This window comes from Tropicimonas omnivorans, from assembly GCF_031846565.1.
GTDB classification, from domain to species: Bacteria; Pseudomonadota; Alphaproteobacteria; order Rhodobacterales; family Rhodobacteraceae; genus Tropicimonas_B; species Tropicimonas_B omnivorans.
Genome location: NZ_JAVRHL010000002.1, coordinates 237,621 through 253,841, shown reverse-complemented (window position 1 = coordinate 253,841; position 16,221 = coordinate 237,621). Strand labels below are relative to the sequence as shown.

Genomic DNA, 16,221 nt, shown 5'->3' with positions numbered 1-16,221 from the left:
TCGGTCTGGTGCGGTTGAGAAGACTCGAACTTCCACGGGAGTTACCCCACAGCGACCTCAACGCTGCGCGTCTACCAATTCCGCCACAACCGCACTGTGACCGACAGGCGCGGTGTCTAGCGAAGGCACCCAGGATTGGAAAGAGGTTTTTTCGTCTTCCCCGGATCACGCCACGGCAAGCTTCGACGCGGCGGCGCGGGACGTCTGGCGAAGCCGCGCGGGGAGGGCTAGGACAGCCTTGTCGGCAAGGGACATTCCCCATGGTGGACTGGATCACCTCGAACGATTTGCAGCCCTACGAGGCCGCGCTGTCCACCATGGAGGCGCGCGCCGCGGCAATTCGCGAGGGCCGGGCGGCCGAGGCCGTGTGGCTCGTCGAGCATCCGCCCCTCTACACCGCCGGCACCTCCGCCAAGCTCGCGGATCTCAAGGAGCCGGACCGGTTCGACGTGCACTGGACGCGGCGGGGCGGGCAGTTCACCTATCACGGGCCCGGTCAGCGCGTCGTCTATGTCATGCTCGACGTGGCCGCGCGGGGACGGGACGTGCGCGCCTTCGTCGCCGCGCTCGAGGGATGGGTGATCGACACCCTCGCGGAGTTCGGCATTCGCGGTGAGATCCGGGACGGCCGCGTCGGCGTCTGGGTGACGCGACCCGAGAAGCCCCCCCTCGCCAACGGAAGCCCGCGCGAGGACAAGATCGCCGCCATCGGCGTGCGCCTTAAGAAGTGGGTGTCCTTCCACGGCCTGTCGATCAACGTCGAGCCGGACCTGTCCCATTTCGGCGGTATCGTGCCCTGCGGAATCACCGGCCACGGGGTCACCAGCCTCGTCGATCTCGGCCTTCCGGTCACCATGGCCGATCTCGACGATGCGCTTCGGCGGACCTTCACGGGGCGTTTTCCGCCGCTTGGTTGAGGCCTATGTGATCGCCGCGATCATGGCGCCGAGCGCCGCGCGCGGCAGGACGAGCAGCATCCCGGGCGCATCGAAGGCGAGCCGGACGGGTCCGGTGACGCGGTTCGAGGTGCCGATGCGTCCATCGGGGGAGAAGCCGATCCCAGAGATGGGCCATTCCAGCCCCTCCGAGAAGCCGCTGACCGGGGCGAGCGGAAAGAGCGACAGGCGGCTGCCCACCGGAAGGTTCAGGGCCATCTCCGGCCGCGCGGCGCAGATCACGTCATCGCTGCCGATCAGGATGCAGGGCCGATCGGCGCGACGGACAAGGATCGTGCAATTGGCGAGGGCATGATCCATCCGCCCGCCGAGAAATCCGGCCGCCAGGATCAAGGGCGCGCTGACATGGCGCAGGGTCTTGTCGAAATCGGTGCTGTCCTGCTCCTCCACGCGCCGCAGGACCCCGTCCGGGAGCCGGGCAGCGACATCCTCGGGCAGGGAATCGAGGTCCCCGAACACCGCGTCCGGCTCGTATCCCAGTTCGAGCGCGCGCACGGCGCCGCCATCCGCACAGATCAGGCGGGGCGCCAGGGACAGCGCCTCGGCCAGATCCGCGGCGCGGGCTTCGCCGCCACCGAGGAGCGTGATACTCTTGCTTGAATGGACGATTTGGTCCGTCATGTCTGCGCTGTCCCCATTCCTGCCGGAATCAAATCAAGGTTTCGCCCCGGAATGATACTCGAAATGACCCACCCACGCGGTCATCTCCGAGAAAGGCGCCAGTCCTGACGGACCCTTGCGCCGTGTTATCAGAAGGTGAGCACGTCGATGGTTGCAACGAGCAAGATTCTCACGGTTTCCTACGGGACCTTCTCGTGCACGCTGGAAGGCTTCGATGATTCCTTCGGGACGATGAAGGCCATTTCCGAGTATTTCCGGGACCTTGCGGCAGACGATCGGTATTTCGGCGCCGAGCCGCCGACCCCCGATGCGGAGATGCTCCAGCGCATCGTCGAGAAGGAAATCCACAGCCGCGTCGAGGCGCGGATGAGCGAACGCGGCCTGCTCCTGCGCCCCTCGGACGGACCAGAGGACGATTCGGAGGAGGAGGAGGCCCCGGAGACCGCGCCCGACGTGCCGGACGAAGCGACGGCCGCAGATCCCGCGCCCGATCCGGTCACTGCGTCTTCGACCGAGCCGGAACCTGAGCCTGAGCCAGAACCTGAGCCCGAGCCCGAGCCGGAATCGCTGCCGGAGCTGAGCGAACAGCCCGCGGACGCGGCGCGGATGGTCAGGCGCGATGCCCCCCTGCCCCCGTCGCATGACCGCCGGGACACGATCCCCGAAAGCGTCGCCGCGAAGCTTGCCCGCATTCGCTCCGTCGTCGGCACCTCCCGCCCGATGACGGCCGGGCCGATCATCGACACGGCGCCCTACGAGGACGAAGGCCCCGACCGGCCGCTCCCCGCCGAGCCCGGCCAGTCCCCGGCCGCCATCGCGGCGATGCCGGGCGGCTGGACCATTGCGGAAACGGCCGACGAGTCTGCGGACGAGCCGGACGAAGGGGCCTGGGACGATCCTGCCGAAGACGGGGGAGAGACCGAACCGTCCTCCACCGCCGCCGAGCAGATGGTATCCGGTCCCGACGGGGAAGATCCGGAGGATGCCTGGACGATCTACGGCGAAGACGATTCCTTCAAGGACAGCGCCGCGGACGCCGCGCCGGAGGATCCTGCGGACGCTGCGGATGAACCGCATGCAGTGGCTGACGCCGAGACCGGCCCGACCGCTCTGGAGAGCGCCGACCCCTCGGAGGACGAGCTTCTGGAGGCGGACCACGCGGCTCCAACGGATGGCGACGCGGAGGAGGATCTTGCCGAAGACGTCGAGGCGGCCTCCCCCGAAGCGGATGCCCCGATCGAGCCGGACGCCGGGCAGGACGCCGCCGCGACCGAAAGCGCGGATGCCACTGAAGGGCCCGTCGTCCCGCGGCGTCCCCGACTGATCCGCATGAAACGCCGGGCGCGGGAAGCGTCTCTCGCCGCGTTGCAGGAAGCCGCGAAGATCGTCGAAGAGGAAAGGGCGCTGGACGCGCCGACGGAGGCGGCTCCGCAAGCCAGCGCCCCCGCCGAACCGCCCGAGCCCGAGCCGCCCGTCGCGCCTGAGCCCGCGAAACCGGCGAGCGGCGGCCTCAGCGACGAGGAGGAGGCCGAACTGCTCCGCGAACTCGCGGCGCTTGAATTCGACGACGAGCCCCCCTCCCCCGAGGATCGCGCAACGGGGAACGACGAGAGCGCGGCGTTCGAAAGCGCCCCCGACGCTGACGCGGACGACGATACAGACGACGCGGCCGATGAGGATGCCGAGCGGGCCCTCGCCATGGCTCTCGGAGACGCGGTGGAGGAAGACGAGACGGAAGCGAAGGCGTCCGTTGCGTCCCCCGAGCCCGCCATTCAGGACGAGGATCGGTCCGATGCGGAGCTTGCGCGTATGCTGGCAGGCATCGGCGTTTCGACGACCACGCCGGAGCCTGTCGAGGCCAGAGAGCCTGCACGCGCCGTGGACGCCGACGCCGACGCCGACGCCGAGGACAGCGAGGAGGAAGAGGTAGAAGTCGCCGATCTCGCGAGCGACGAGGAGAGCGGCGCAGAGGACGACGAGGACGACGCCCCGGAAACGAGGAAAGAGGCCGCGGCCGAACGCCGGGCGCGCGCGCTTCCCGATGCCGAGGACGAGGGCCGCGTCTCCCGCCTGATGGACGACGCCGATTCCCGCCTCGCGGGACCGGAACTTCGTCGCCGTCGCGATGCCATCGCGCATCTCAAGGCCGCCGTCGCCGCCGCCCGGGCGGATGAGCTCGGGCCGCGCGAGAACGAAGCCGAGGTCGCCCGCCCCTATCGTGACGACCTTGCCGACATCGTTCGCACGCGGAGTGGTGCCGGAGACGAGTCAGGCCAGCAGGAGACGGATGACGCGGCGCCGGAACTTGACGGACCCTACGACGCCGATGACCTGACCCCTCAAACGGGGGGCGTGCGCGACACCGGCGGCCCCGTTCGCCCGCGTCGCCCGGCGCGCGGTGGCCGTCAGGCCCACCGCACTGCGCGGGAGGCTGCGCCCGGCCCCTCGCCGCTGATCCTCGTGTCCGAGCAACGCGTGGACCGGCCGAGCGAACCCGTCCGCCCCCGCCGCGTGGCCGGACAGCTCGATATCGCCCCCGAGGAGACGGAGGAGAGCGCCGAAGCGGCTGAGGTCGAGGCAAGCTTCGTCGAGTTCGCGGAGCGGATGGAGACCCGCGGGCTGGAGGACCTGCTCGAATGTGCGGCAGCCTATTGCAGCACGGTCGAGGGCCGGCAGCATATCTCGCATCCCGAGGTCATGAAGCGCGTGCGTTCGCTGGCCGGACACGAAGACCTGTCCCGCGAGGAGAGCCTGCGGTCCTTCGGACTGCTGCTGCGGCAGGGGCGCCTCGTGAAGCTCGGCCCGGGCCGCTTCGCCGTGGACCAGTCGTCGCGCTATGCGCGGGTGACGCACTCCATGGCTGGGCAGTAACGGGGGACGGCGCACGGCGGCCGAGGTGCCGGCGGGACCACCGCGCCACCCGCGCCCAAACCGTGATGAGAAGCCTGGACGGGCCGGGGCTGTTCCCCCGGCCCGTCTTGCGTTCAGCGCCCGGTCAGGAGCGAGTTGGGGCGGCGTTCGATGGCTCGGGCAAGGGAGCTGACCGCCGCCGCCGCCTGGGACACCTCGCGCAGCGCGGCGCGGGCATCGCGGTTGAGGTTGCCGTTCTCGCCATAGACGGAGAGCGTGCCCTCGGCCTGCGCCAGAAGCGTCCCGATGCGGTTCACGAGCGCCGGAAGCTGGTCCGCCGCGCCGGCGATGCTGTTCGCGGCGCCGCGCGCCGAGGCGAGAGTGGCGTTCACGTTCTCCACCGTTCCGCCCTCGCGCAGCTCCTCGAGCGCGAGGTTCAACTGGTCCAGCGCGCCGTTCAGCGACGCCGGCAGCGCCCTGGCGTCCTCCGTGCCGATCAGGGCGTCGGCCGAATTGACCAGCCCGGTCACTTCGGCGATCAGCTGCTCCACGGCCAGCGAGTTCGCCTTCGCCGCGACCGCCTGGATTTCAGCGACCAGATCCGGAACGCCTTCCACCGCGGAGGACACGTCCGTCGCGGCGTTGGTGGCGGCCGTTCCGGCGTCTTCGAGCGCGGTCACGAGCCGGCTGACGGCCTGCTGCTCGTTGATGTCCCGCAAGGCCTGCGTCACCTCGTTCACGGCAAGGTCGAGACTGCCCAGGGAGCGGGTCAGGTTGCCCGGGAGGGCGATCGTGGAGCTGTCCGACAGGAGCGTGTCAGCGCTGCGGGAGAGATCCGTCGCGGATGCAAGGAGGGACTCGATGTCGAGCGCTTCGGCCTTGGCCGCGACCGCGCCGATCTGGTCCACCAGCTCGGGCACCCCTTCGAGCGAGGCGCCGACATCGCGTGCGGCCGCCTCGGCGGCATCGAGTGCGCCGACGAGACGGCTCGCCGCTTCGGATTCGTTCAGGCTTGCAAGCGTCGTGTCCGCTTCGGCCAGAACGCCCGTCGCTTCGGTGGCAGCGCTCTGGACGCTGTCGAGCGCGGCGGAGAGGCTGGCCGGGATGGCTTGCGCCGCCTCCCCGCCCAGGATCCGGCCGGCCGACGCCACGACGCCGTTGGCCTCGTCGATCAGGGTTTCGAGATCGAGCGTGTTCACCTTCGCCGTGACCGCCTCGATCCCGGCCAGGACCTCCGGCACACCCTCGGCGACGACGGCGATACCGTCCGCCGCCTCACCGGCGCTGTCCACCGCGGCGAGAATCCGGGCTATACCCTCCTCCGCCTCGATCTGGGCGAGGATGGCCTGTACATCGGCCACCGCCGCACCGATCCGCTCGGGCAGTTCCTGTATCTCCTCGCTGCCGACGACGTCGCGGACATCGGCGATGAGCCCCGCGGCCTCGCCGGGGATGCGCTGGGTATCCTCGCTGCCGATGAGGGTCGCGGCGTTGTCCATCACCCGGATGGCGGCGCCGAGGAGTTCCTCGATGGGAAGGTTGTTGATCCGGGTGAAGACACCCTCGGCGGTCGCGGCGACGTCCCGTACATCGGAGGCGACGGTCGGCAGGACCGGGAACGGTTCCCCCTCGGGATCGAATGCGACCGGTTCGGCGTCGTCTATCACGGCAAGTTCGACCTTCAGCCCTCCGGTCAGGATCGAGCCGTTGATGAGACGTGCGCGGAGCCCCGCATCCACGCGATCGGCGAGGAAATCGAGGACCTCCTCGCGGCTGTCGGATGATCCGGCGAGGCCGAGTTGCTCGGCGCGGATCGAAATCGTCGCCACGAGGCGCACCTGATCGTCTCCGAACCGCTCCGGATCGACGAGGCCCGTCAGGTTGTCCACCTGACCGATCTGGAGCCCGTTGAGAACCACCGGCGCCTCGGCGGAAAGACCGCTGACATTGTCCTCGAAGACCACGGCCACCTGGATCAGGTTCTCTCCGTCGGAGCGGGAGAACAGGCTGCTCATCGCATCGGACTGGCTGGGGAAGAGCGAGAAGACCTCGCCGTTCTCGATCGACTGCCCGCCGGAGACGGCGGTCTCGAAACTGATGCCGCCCGAGATCAACGAGCCGACGCTCTCGAAATCGACCTCGGCCCCGCCCGGCCCGATGGAGAAGGTGAAACCGGAGGTATCCCAGAACCGGGTCTGCGAGGTGACGAGGCGATTGTGGGGCGCGGCGACGAATGCGTCCGCCAGCACCGACACGCCGTCCTCGGCGATGCGCGGCTCACCCACGCGACCGACCTCCAGCCCCTTGTAGAGGATCGACGTCCCGCCGGAGATGCTCTCCCCCGGCTCGGCCCTGAGAACGAAGCGCAGGCCCTCCTGGTCGGGCCGGGCGACGGGAGTGCGCTCCAGACCCTCGAACCTGTAGCCTGCGCCCTGCGCCTCCTGATCCCACGAGCCTTCGATGTAGACACCGGACAGCACGGTGGAGAGGCCGGTGACGCCCTGCGCCGTGACCTCGGGACGGACGACCCAGAAGACAGCGCTCTCGTCGATGTAGTCGGCGACGTCATTGTCCACGCGGATGGTGACGTTCACGCGGGCCAGATCGTAGGTGAAGCCCACCTCCTCGACGACGCCCACGGCCACGTCCCGGTAGCGCAGTTCCGTCTCGCCCTCGACGATGCCGGAGGCGTTCTGGAACGTCACCTCGATCAGTGGACCGCGGCTCTGGTAATTGTTCCAGGCGATGGCGAGCGAGATCACGAGAGCGCCGAACGGAACCACCCAGACAACGCTGACGCGCTCCCAGATGCTGCGCCGGACGGGCTTGGTCTCGGTCTGCGGTATGTCGCGGTCGGTCACGCGGAAGGTCCTTCGGGAATGGGCGCGTCCGCGGGGCTGGCCTCTTCGGGCGCGCTGTCCTGCTCGAGGCTGTCCCAGATCATGCGGCTGTCGAAGGAGCGCGCGGACATCATGGTCAGAACGACGGAGAGGGCGAAGGTCAGGGCGGCGGGGCCGGGATGGATCGAGGCAACCACGGAGAGCTGCACGAGAGCGGAAAGAATGGCGACGACGAAGACGTCGATCATGGACCATCGTCCGATGAACTCGACGAATTCGTAGAGCTGCATCCGCCGATGGCCGGAGGTCTGCCACCCGCGGCGGACGGAGATGGCGAGGTAGGCGATGGCCACGAATTTCGCGATCGGGATGGCCACGGAGGCGACGAGGACGATCAGCGCCACGCCGGCCGCGCCGTGCGCGTAGAGATCGATCGCGCCGCCGACGATGGTGCTCGCCTGGTCGGACTGCAGCATCTGGGTGCGCAGCATCGGATAGAGGTTCGCCGGCACGTAGCAGAACCAGCCCGCGATCCAGTAGGCCCAGACGCGGCTGAGGCTCCGCGTGTCGCGCGAGCGCAGGGGCTCCCCGCAGCGGCCGCAGAACTCGGTGCCGCGGGGCCAGACCTTGGCGCAGACGGTGCAGCCGATGAGGCCGGCGTCCTGCGCCGTCGGGGTATGCTGGGGCGCACTCATGTCAGGCGGATCCCGGCGCGGCGGGCGCGGCTGTCCAGCTCGTGCCAGATCGTCCAGCGGCACATGGAGACATCCTGGAACACGGTCAGGACCACGAGCGCACCGAACATCCAGAACGCCGGCCCGAACTCGATCCGCGCCAGATCCGCGACCTTCACCAGCGCCACGCCGACCCCGATCACGAAGATCTCCGCCATCGACCAGGGCCGCAACTCCTCCGCGAGGCGAAAGCAGCGCGCCGCGCCGGGAAAGGGCGTCCGGTCGGCGATGATCGGGGTGACGACGTAGAGCGTCAGGATCGCCCGCAGCATGGGAATGAGGATGATGAGCGCGGCCACCGCGATGGACAGGCCGACCATCCGCGGCCCGGAGAAGGCCAGCGCCGCGTCGAAGACCGAGCTTGCGTTGCGAAAGCCCTGCACCCGGATCTCGAGAAACGGAAAGAACGCCGCGCCGACGAGCAGGATCAGCACCGTAAGCGACAGGGTCGCGACGCGCACAACGGCCCCGGCCTTCGGCGCGATCAGGACGTGATGGCAGCGCGTGCACACCGCCCGCTCCCCCGATTTCGGGACATGAACGACGTAGAGTGCATCACATTTCGGGCAGGCGATCAGATCGTCCGTATCCGGGGGGCCGGCAACGGACGCGGGCGTGAGCGCGGCATCTTCCATGAAATCGGTTCCCCTTCGCGGCGCTCAACGTACCATGCGTGGGGGCAAAGGAAAGATCACGGCCGGTCACGGGACCGCCATCGCCCTTTCCTACAGTGCATCTGTTGCGATTTGGCATGCAAATGCGTCCGCGCTCATAACCCGGGGTAAGGGCGCTTTCGAAGAGGACAGGGGCCTGACAGCAGACCCGGAGATCTTTCGCCATGCCGAACCCGTTCGCAAACCGCTCCCTCTCCCTCTCCGGCCCTGCGCCGGACATCGCGCCTGTGGTGCCAGCGGATGGCGCGGATCTGCCCGCCTTCGCCGTGGCGCTCTATGTCGAGACCGGGGGCACGCTTGCGGTCGTGACGGTCGCCGGGGAGAGCCGCACCATCGCGGTCGGGGATTTCTCGCTCCTTCCCGTCGGCATCCGCCGGGTGGACGCGACCGGAACCACCGCGAGCGGGATCCACGCCCTGATCCACGGGTGAGGCCCGGGCATCGCGCGGCGGTCTTCGGCGGGCGATGCGACCTGCAAGGATGGCGGGGGGGCACCTCGCCGGCCATCCCGAAGGGCCCGTGGCCGGAGTGACCGGCCGGACCCTCAGAGCCGCGCGAGCTCGGCCAGGATCCGGTCGGCCGCGCGGTCGAGCCCGTCTTCATCCAGCGTGATCCCGATCGCCGCCTCGGCCTCCGGCAGCCGTGCGCGGGACTTGGCGTAGCGCGCATCGTAGTGCCGGGCGATCAGGTCGGCGGCCAGCGCCTCCATCTGCCCTGCCCGCGCCATGGCGATCCACCGCTCCACCGTTTCCCGTCCGCGCAGGCGCACGAGCTGGCCAAGGAGCGCTTCGAGATGCGGCAGATCCGCCGTCACGTCGCCATAGGCCCGCGCGAGATATCGCGCCCGCTCGGACTGTGCGGCCTCGACCGTCAGGCGCGGCGCCGCGAGCATCGCCTTCCAGAGCGACGGCGGCACGAGGCAGGCGCCGACCTTGCTGCTCTCCGCCTCGACCAGAACCGGCCTCTCGGGATCGAATCCCGAGAGCGCTGCCGCGATGCGCGTCTCGAACATCTTCTGCGCCGGTTGTCCGCCCGGCATCGGCCCGAGGACGGAGCCGCGATGGTTGGCCATCCCCTCGAGATCCAGCACCTGCCCGCCCCGCTCGGCGATGCGCGCCAGGATATCGGTCTTGCCGGTGCCGGTATCGCCGTCGAGCAGGACGATCCGGTGCGGCAGGTCCTCGTCGTGGAGCGCCTTCACGACGAGCCGCCGGAAGCTCCGGTACCCGCCCTCGACGATATCCACCCGCCAGCCGATCTGCGACAGGATCGACGCGAAGGAGCCCGATCGCTGCCCGCCCCGCCAGCAATAGACCAGCGGCTTCCATCCGCCCTCCTTGTCCGCGAGCGGGCCGGACAGGTGCCGCGCCGCGTTGGCCGCAATCAGCGCCGCACCGATCTTGCGCGCGCGGAACGGACTTTCCTGGGTGTAGATCGTACCGACCTCGGCCCGTTCGTGATCGTTCAGCACCGGCAGGCTGATCGCCCCCGGCACGTGATCCTCTGCGAACTCCGACGGCGCACGTACGTCGATCACCGTGTCGAACGGCAAGGTGGAGAGGTCCGAGAAGTCTGTGAGCTTGATGGCCATGCCGTCCTCTACAGCGCGCGCTCCCCGGGAGCAAAGCGTCCGGGCGCCCCTGTCACCGGTGCACCTGAATATCCCCCGGGGCGGGCGACAGCCCCCTATTCGCGCGCACGCAGAACACCCGCCGGCCGGACCGACAGCGGACGCCAGGCGAAGGCCAGTCCGGCAAGAAGCGACGCGAGCGCCCCGCCGAAGACGATGGCCAGCGCGGGCCCCGCCGCGATCGAGAAGTCCGCATCGAGGACGAAGGTCATGACCGCCCAGGCGGAGATCGTGCCGGCGAGAAGCGCCACCAGCCCAGCCGCCGCGCCGAGTAGTGCCGAGCGCAGGGCGAGATAGGTCAGCACCTGGCCCCGCACCGCACCCACCGTGCGCAACACGGCCGCCTCGAAGATGCGCGCCCGCACCCCGGCGGCCGCCGCGCCGATCAAGACGACGATCCCGGTGAGGAGGGTCGCCCCCGCCCCGGACGTGATCGCTGCAACGACGCTGCCCAGAACCTCCGAGACCCGCGCGATGGCATCGCGCACGCCGATGGCGGTGATGTTGGGATAGGCGCCCGAGATGTCCCGAAGGAGCGCCGCCTCGGCATCCGGCTCGGCATAAACGGTGGAAATCCAGCTATGCGGATAGCCTTCGAGCGCGGCCGGGTTCATCGACATGATGAAACCGATCCCGGCGGAGGAGAAATCGACCTCCCGGAAGGACGTGATCTCCGCCGTGATCTCGCGCCCGAGGATGTTGACCGTGATCGCATCACCGAGGGCGAGGCCCATCTCGGCTCCCTCCTCGGCCGCGAAACTGACCTGTGGCGGGCCGTCATAGCCCTCCGGCCACCACGTCCCGGAGGTCAGCGTCGTGCGGGCGGGCGGCGCTTCGGAATAGGTCACCCCCCTGTCCCCCGACAGCACCCAGTGATCCGCCACCTCGCTGGCCGGGCGTCCGTTGATCTGCGAGATCACGCCCCGCAGCATCGGCGCCGTATCGACGCGGGACACGCCCGGATCGCCTTCGACGCGGCTCAGATAGCCGTCGATCTGGGAGGGTTGGATGTCGAGGACGAAGAAGGCGGGCGCGACGTCCGGAAGCTCCGTCTCGATGGCGCTGCGCAGGTTGTGGTCCACCTGCCCCACCGCGGACAAGACCGACAGGCCGAGGCCGAGGGACAGGATGACCGCCGCCGTCTCCCCGCCCGGCCCTCCGACCGACCCTGCCGCGAGCCGGAGGGTCGTCCGCCCCCGCAGAAGCCGTGACCGAGTGAGCCGCCGCGCGACGATCCGTGTGCCCGCGGCTGCCAGCGCCAGAAGCGCGAGGGAGCCCGCCACGCCCAGCGCCGCGTAGAGCGCGAGGATCGGCTCGGGCGAGAGGATCGCGGCGGAGCCGACGAGGGCGCCAGCCAAGGCGAGCGTCGCGACGAGGTAGCGCGCCCGCGGCAGGGATCGCCGCTCCACCGAGCCGCGGAAGAGGGCCGCTGGCCGCACGGCCTCGGCGCGGGACAGCGGCCAGAGCGTGAAGAGCGCCGCCGCAAGGGCACCGTAGAGCGCCGCTTCGGCCAGCGGCTGAGGGTAGAGACCGAAATCGGCCGGGATCGGCAGCCGGTCTTCGAGAAGAGGCGCGGCAAGGAGCGGAGCGGCGGCGCCGATCGCGAGGCCCATGCCGATCCCGATCAGCGCCAGCGCACCGATCTGCATGAAATAGGCGAGGAAGATCGTCCGTCCGTCCGCCCCCAGCGATTTCAGCGTGGCGATGACCTCCGTCTTGCGGTCGAGATAGGCGTTGACCGCGGAGGACACGCCGATCCCGCCGACCGCCAGTCCGGCCATACCCACGAGAACGAGAAACGCGCTCATCTGCTCGACGAACTCGGCGATGCCGGGTGCGCCGTTGCGCCGGTCCCGCCACCTCAGGCCCTCGTCCGCGAACCGCGCCCGCGCCGCCGCTTCGAGCGCTTCCAGATCGGTGTCGGGCGGCAGGGTCATGCGGTACTTGCTGTCGAAGAGCGTGCCAGGCTCCAGAAGGCCCGTACCCTGAAGGTCGATCCGCCTCACGAGCGTCCGGGGGCCGAGGCCGAACCCGTCCCCGGCATCGTCGGGCTCCGCCTCGATCAACCCCGCAAGGACGAAGTTCCCGGTGCCGAGGCGGAACGTATCACCCGTTTCAAGGCCGAGGCGTGCGGCAAGGACAGGCGCCATGACGGCACCGGGCCGTGCGCCCCGCCCCGCGAGGGCATCGCCGAGCGGCTGACCGCCCTGGAGCCGGACTTCGCCATAGAGCGGGTAGGCATCGTCGACGCCCTTCACCTGGGTCAGCGCCCTGCGGGCCGCCTCCCCCTCGCCGGTGACGGCCATGGAGCGGAAATCGACAACCTCCGAGAGCGCCCCGGCGCGCTCCAGCATCCAGCCGATCTCCTCCGCGTTGGCGAAGCGATAGGTGAACGACAGCTCGGCATCACCGCCGAGCAGCGCCGCCCCCTCGCGGTCGAGACCACCCTCGATCCCCTCGCGCACCGTCCCGACGGCGGCGATCGCGGCGACACCGAGGGCGAGGCAGGCGAGAAAGACCCAGAATGCCCTGAGGCCGCCCCTCAGTTCGCGCCGGGCGATCCGGGCGGCGTTGGGCAGGCTCATTCCGCCGCCTCGGCCGTCGCGCCCTCACCGGCGATGCGCCCATCCTCGAGGCGGATCACGCGGTCGCACCGCCGCGTCAGTTCGGGGGCGTGGGTGACGAGCACGAGAGTCGCGCCATGCCGGTCCCTCAGACCGAAGAGAAGGTCCATGATGGCCTCCCCCGTAGCGCCGTCGAGATTGCCCGTGGGCTCGTCGGCAAGGAGGATGTCCGGCCGCGGTGCCGCGGCGCGCGCCAGCGCCACCCGCTGCTGTTCGCCGCCCGACATCTGGGCGGGATAGTGATCCTTGCGCTTGTCGAGGCCCACGGCGTCCAGCTCCTCCGCAGCGCGGCCGAAGGCGTCCTTGTGACCGGCGAGTTCCAGAGGCGTGGCGACGTTCTCGAGCGCGGTCATCGTGGGGATCAGGTGGAAAGACTGGAAGACGATCCCCATATGAGCGCGGCGGAACCGGGCCAGCGCATCCTCGTTCATCGCGGTCAGGTCCTGCCCCAGGGCGTGGACCCTGCCCGAGGTCGCGCGCTCCAGACCGCCCATGATCATGAGGAGAGACGACTTGCCAGACCCGCTCGGACCGATCAGCCCCAACGTCTCCCCCCGCTCCGCATGGGCGGACAGGCCGCGCAGGATCTCGACCTCCCCGGCATTGCTGCGCAGGCTGAGCCGCACGGTATCGAGGGAGAGGACGGGGTCTGGCATGACGGCTCCGGGGTGGCGCGGGCTTCGTGCCGCATATGGGGCATGGCGCCGGGTCAGCAAGGCGGCTCTCGCGGTCGTGGTTGCCGCATCCCTCCCCGCACTTGCCGTGGCGGACACGATCCGCGTCGCCGCGCTCGGGGATTCGCTGACCCAAGGGTACGGATTGCCCGCCGAAGACGGGCTCGTGCCTCAGCTCGAAGCCTGGCTGACCGAACGGGGACACGACGTCGACGTGCTCAATGCCGGTGTCTCGGGAGACACGACGGCCGGCGGCCTGTCCCGCGCGGCGTTCACCCTCGAAGACGACCTGGACGCGATGATCGTGGCGCTCGGCGGCAACGACATGCTGCGCGGGATCGATCCGGACGTGAGCCGCGCCAATCTGGACGGCATCCTGTCCGCGGCAAGCGAGGCCGGGGTGGAGGTGCTTCTCGTCGGCCTCACCGCGCCCGGCAATTACGGTCCGGACTTCGCGGAGCGGTTCGATGCGATGTACCCCGAGCTGGCCGAAACCTGGGGCACCCAGTTCCACCCGGACTTCTTCTCCGCCTTCCGTGCGGAGGCCGAGGCCGGCAACCTGCGGACCTACATGCAGGCGGACGGGATTCATCCCAACGCGACCGGCGTGAAACGTATCGTGGAGGCCATCGGGCCGAGCGTCGAGGAGCTGCTCGCGCGCGCCGCGGAGTGAGGGCCGGAAAACCGGTCGTACCGCGAACAGCGTGACGGGACGAAGATCGGCCATCTCGGTCGGCTTGCCGGTCCCCGCCTGCCGGGCTACGCCGAGGCCGGATGAACCGTAGCGGCACGGCGGGAGACGAGGATGGCGGCGAAATTCGGCACGAGCGGCCTCCGGGGCCTCGTCACGGAGCTCGGGGCCGACGTCGTCGGCGCCCATGTCGCGGCGTTCGCGCGGGCCTGCCCCACCGGCGGCAAGCTCCTGATCGGGCGGGACCTTCGTGCGTCCTCCCCCCGCATCGCCGGGGACGTGGCGGACGCGGCGCGCGCAGCCGGGCTCGAGGTGACGGAGTGCGGCGCGGTGCCCACTCCGGCGCTTGCCCTCGCCGCGAACAAGGGCGGCGCGGCCGCGATCATGGTGACGGGAAGCCACATCCCGGACGATCGCAACGGCCTGAAATTCTACACCCGAGGCGGCGCCGAGATCGGCAAGACGGACGAAGCCGCGATCACCGCCGCACTGTCCGAACCGCCTCTGCCGGTCCCCGGCACGGCACCGAACCGGGAGGCGGAGGTCCGGTCCGCTTATGCTGCACGGTATCTGGACGCGTTCGGGCCGGATGCGCTCTCAGGCTATCGGCTCGGTCTCTACGAGCATTCCTCCGTCGCTCGCGACCTCCTTGCGGAGCTTCTGACATCCCTCGGGGCTCAGGTCCTGCGCCTTGGCCGGGCCGATCGTTTCGTGCCCGTCGATACCGAAGCCGTGTCCCCCGAGACGGCGGAGCGCTTCCTCGGCTGGAGCGCAGAGCACGGTCTGGATGCGATCCTGTCCACCGACGGCGATGCGGACCGCCCGCTTCTGACCGATGGGCAGGGCCGCGTGATCCCCGGCGACCTTCTCGGCCTTCTGACGGCGCGCGCGGTGGACGCGCGCATCGCGGTGACGCCCGTGTCGTCCAATACCGCGATCGAGGCCTCGGGAGCCCTGGACCGGGTCATCCGGACGAAGATCGGCTCGCCTTACGTCATTGCGGGGATGGAGGGGATCGAGCGGGCCGTCGGGTTCGAGGCCAATGGCGGCTTTCTCCTCGGCTTCGATGCGCAACTCGTCCGCCCCCTGCCCCGCCTGATGACGCGGGACGCCGCTTTGCCCCTCATCGCGCCGCTCGTTCTGGCACGGCAGGAGGGAACGGACCTTGCCGGCCTTCTGGCAGACCTGCCGGCGCGCCACAGGGCGGCGGATCGCCTGCAGGAGATCGACACGGGCAAGGCGCAGGACCTGATAGCGCACCTGACCCGGGACGGCGACGCGCGGGAACAACTCCTCGGCGCGCCCGCCTCGGAGGTCGATCTGACGGACGGTCTCAGAATGCGGCTGCCGGACGGCGACATCGTCCATCTGCGTCTGTCTGGAAACGCGCCCGAATTGCGCTGCTATGCCGAGGCGGCAACGGACGAAGCCGCGCATGCGCGTGTTTCGGCAACACTGGCCGCCCTGAAGCCGCAGCTTTGATCCCGTCCGATGACGGACGGTCGAACGAGAAAAGGGGGCCGCGCTAGCGACCCCCCTTCTCCGTTTCTCGAGGTGAAACCGATCAGTCGTCCCAGACCGGAAGGGCTTCGACCTCGCCCGACGTCATCGTCGTGGTGTAGTGCCCGTTCTCCCAGGTGAGGGCGTCGAAGCCGATGACGACATCGGAATCGCCCAGATCGAGGAAACCGTCGTCGATCTCGACCACGTACGCCACCGGGACGCCCGAGTCGTCGAGCAGCACGCTCTCGATTTCGCCGACCTCTTCGCCGTCGGCGCCGATCACGTCGATATCGTCCATCTCGGTGTAGCCGGAGATATCGGCAGATTGAGCCATGGCGGCCGTTGCCAGCGGAAGGGACAGCGCTGCAATCATGATGCTTTTCATGGTCTTGCCTTTCGTTTCCATGTTCGCCGCCCAACACGC

13 protein-coding genes and 1 tRNA gene are annotated in these 16,221 nt (G+C 69.6%); 5 read left to right on the top strand and 9 right to left on the bottom strand.

Annotated elements, in window-relative coordinates:
- Positions 1 to 6: 6 nt before the first annotated feature.
- Positions 7 to 93: transfer RNA gene (locus RM543_RS06540), tRNA-Leu, on the bottom strand.
- Positions 94 to 260: 167 nt separating this feature from the next.
- Between RM543_RS06540 and lipB the strand changes: the two genes are divergently transcribed.
- On the top strand, positions 261 to 917 hold the full coding sequence (gene lipB / locus RM543_RS06535) for a lipoyl(octanoyl) transferase LipB (RefSeq protein ID WP_311690092.1): 657 nt from the start codon (positions 261 to 263) through the stop codon (positions 915 to 917).
- A 3-nt stretch (positions 918 to 920) separates the two neighbouring features.
- Here the strand turns inward: lipB and RM543_RS06530 are convergent, their stop codons facing one another.
- The gene (locus RM543_RS06530; protein WP_311690091.1) at positions 921 to 1,577 is read right to left on the bottom strand and encodes a thiamine diphosphokinase; all 657 of its coding nucleotides are present in this window, start codon (positions 1,575 to 1,577) and stop codon (positions 921 to 923) included.
- A 147-nt stretch (positions 1,578 to 1,724) separates the two neighbouring features.
- On the opposite strand from RM543_RS06530, the gene RM543_RS06525 reads away from it, so the two are divergent.
- Positions 1,725 to 4,448 (top strand): hypothetical protein, encoded by a 2,724-nt coding sequence (locus tag RM543_RS06525; RefSeq protein WP_311690090.1) that lies wholly within the window; start codon positions 1,725 to 1,727, stop codon positions 4,446 to 4,448.
- A 113-nt stretch (positions 4,449 to 4,561) separates the two neighbouring features.
- On the opposite strand, the gene RM543_RS06520 is transcribed toward RM543_RS06525, so the two are convergent.
- From RM543_RS06520 to RM543_RS06510, 3 genes are read right to left on the bottom strand one after another with little or no spacing between them, the layout of a single operon-like run.
- Positions 4,562 to 7,288, bottom strand: coding sequence for an MlaD family protein (locus RM543_RS06520; RefSeq protein WP_311690089.1), 2,727 nt, complete (start codon positions 7,286 to 7,288; stop codon positions 4,562 to 4,564).
- Positions 7,285 to 7,962 carry a paraquat-inducible protein A gene (locus RM543_RS06515; protein ID WP_311690088.1) on the bottom strand — a complete coding sequence of 226 codons (678 nt, stop codon included), beginning with the start codon at positions 7,960 to 7,962 and terminating at the stop codon, positions 7,285 to 7,287. The genes RM543_RS06520 and RM543_RS06515 overlap by 4 nt, the downstream gene beginning before the upstream one ends.
- Positions 7,959 to 8,636: a paraquat-inducible protein A gene (locus tag RM543_RS06510; protein WP_311690087.1), complete on the bottom strand. Its 678-nt coding sequence runs from the start codon at positions 8,634 to 8,636 to the stop codon at positions 7,959 to 7,961. The genes RM543_RS06515 and RM543_RS06510 overlap by 4 nt, the downstream gene beginning before the upstream one ends.
- Before the next feature lie 203 nt (positions 8,637 to 8,839).
- Here RM543_RS06510 and RM543_RS06505 point away from each other — a divergent pair, with 203 nt between their 5' ends.
- Entirely contained in the window at positions 8,840 to 9,106 is a 267-nt protein-coding gene (locus tag RM543_RS06505) for a spike base protein, RCAP_Rcc01079 family (RefSeq protein ID WP_311690086.1), read from the top strand.
- Between the two features lie 113 nt (positions 9,107 to 9,219).
- Here RM543_RS06505 and mnmH read toward each other — a convergent pair whose 3' ends face one another.
- The 3 genes from mnmH to RM543_RS06490 form a co-directional block, all read right to left on the bottom strand.
- The gene (gene mnmH, locus RM543_RS06500; protein WP_311690085.1) at positions 9,220 to 10,266 is read right to left on the bottom strand and encodes a tRNA 2-selenouridine(34) synthase MnmH; all 1,047 of its coding nucleotides are present in this window, start codon (positions 10,264 to 10,266) and stop codon (positions 9,220 to 9,222) included.
- 95 nt (positions 10,267 to 10,361) lie between these two features.
- Positions 10,362 to 12,890 carry an ABC transporter permease gene (locus RM543_RS06495; RefSeq protein ID WP_311690084.1) on the bottom strand — a complete coding sequence of 843 codons (2,529 nt, stop codon included), beginning with the start codon at positions 12,888 to 12,890 and terminating at the stop codon, positions 10,362 to 10,364.
- Complete coding sequence (locus tag RM543_RS06490; RefSeq protein ID WP_311690083.1) at positions 12,887 to 13,585, bottom strand: ABC transporter ATP-binding protein; 699 nt, start codon at positions 13,583 to 13,585, stop codon at positions 12,887 to 12,889. Before RM543_RS06490 ends, RM543_RS06495 begins: the two co-directional genes overlap by 4 nt.
- Here RM543_RS06490 and RM543_RS06485 point away from each other — a divergent pair.
- The gene (locus RM543_RS06485) at positions 13,584 to 14,276 is read left to right on the top strand and encodes an arylesterase (protein WP_311690082.1); all 693 of its coding nucleotides are present in this window, start codon (positions 13,584 to 13,586) and stop codon (positions 14,274 to 14,276) included. The genes RM543_RS06490 and RM543_RS06485 overlap by 2 nt on opposite strands.
- Positions 14,277 to 14,408: 132 nt before the next feature.
- On the top strand, positions 14,409 to 15,776 hold the full coding sequence (locus RM543_RS06480) for a phosphomannomutase (RefSeq protein ID WP_311690081.1): 1,368 nt from the start codon (positions 14,409 to 14,411) through the stop codon (positions 15,774 to 15,776).
- 82 nt (positions 15,777 to 15,858) lie between these two features.
- On the opposite strand, the gene RM543_RS06475 is transcribed toward RM543_RS06480, so the two are convergent.
- Positions 15,859 to 16,182, bottom strand: coding sequence for a PRC-barrel domain-containing protein (locus RM543_RS06475; RefSeq protein WP_311690080.1), 324 nt, complete (start codon positions 16,180 to 16,182; stop codon positions 15,859 to 15,861).
- Between the last annotated feature and the right edge of the window lie 39 nt (positions 16,183 to 16,221).

Excerpts from the sequence above, each read along its gene's own strand:
- RM543_RS06525 (WP_311690090.1), top strand. The coding sequence starts at position 1,725 with ATGGTTGCAACGAGCAAGATTCTCACGGTTTCCTACGGGACCTTCTCG.
- lipB (WP_311690092.1), top strand. The coding sequence starts at position 261 with ATGGTGGACTGGATCACCTCGAACGATTTGCAGCCCTACGAGGCCGCG.
- RM543_RS06480 (WP_311690081.1), top strand. The coding sequence starts at position 14,409 with ATGGCGGCGAAATTCGGCACGAGCGGCCTCCGGGGCCTCGTCACGGAG.
- mnmH (WP_311690085.1), bottom strand. The coding sequence starts at position 10,266 with ATGGCCATCAAGCTCACAGACTTCTCGGACCTCTCCACCTTGCCGTTC.
- RM543_RS06485 (WP_311690082.1), top strand. The coding sequence starts at position 13,584 with ATGACGGCTCCGGGGTGGCGCGGGCTTCGTGCCGCATATGGGGCATGG.
- RM543_RS06505 (WP_311690086.1), top strand. The coding sequence starts at position 8,840 with ATGCCGAACCCGTTCGCAAACCGCTCCCTCTCCCTCTCCGGCCCTGCG.
- RM543_RS06490 (WP_311690083.1), bottom strand. The coding sequence starts at position 13,585 with ATGCCAGACCCCGTCCTCTCCCTCGATACCGTGCGGCTCAGCCTGCGC.
- RM543_RS06510 (WP_311690087.1), bottom strand. The coding sequence starts at position 8,636 with ATGGAAGATGCCGCGCTCACGCCCGCGTCCGTTGCCGGCCCCCCGGAT.
- RM543_RS06475 (WP_311690080.1), bottom strand. The coding sequence starts at position 16,182 with ATGAAAAGCATCATGATTGCAGCGCTGTCCCTTCCGCTGGCAACGGCC.
- RM543_RS06515 (WP_311690088.1), bottom strand. The coding sequence starts at position 7,962 with ATGAGTGCGCCCCAGCATACCCCGACGGCGCAGGACGCCGGCCTCATC.
- RM543_RS06530 (WP_311690091.1), bottom strand. The coding sequence starts at position 1,577 with ATGACGGACCAAATCGTCCATTCAAGCAAGAGTATCACGCTCCTCGGT.
- RM543_RS06495 (WP_311690084.1), bottom strand. The coding sequence starts at position 12,890 with ATGAGCCTGCCCAACGCCGCCCGGATCGCCCGGCGCGAACTGAGGGGC.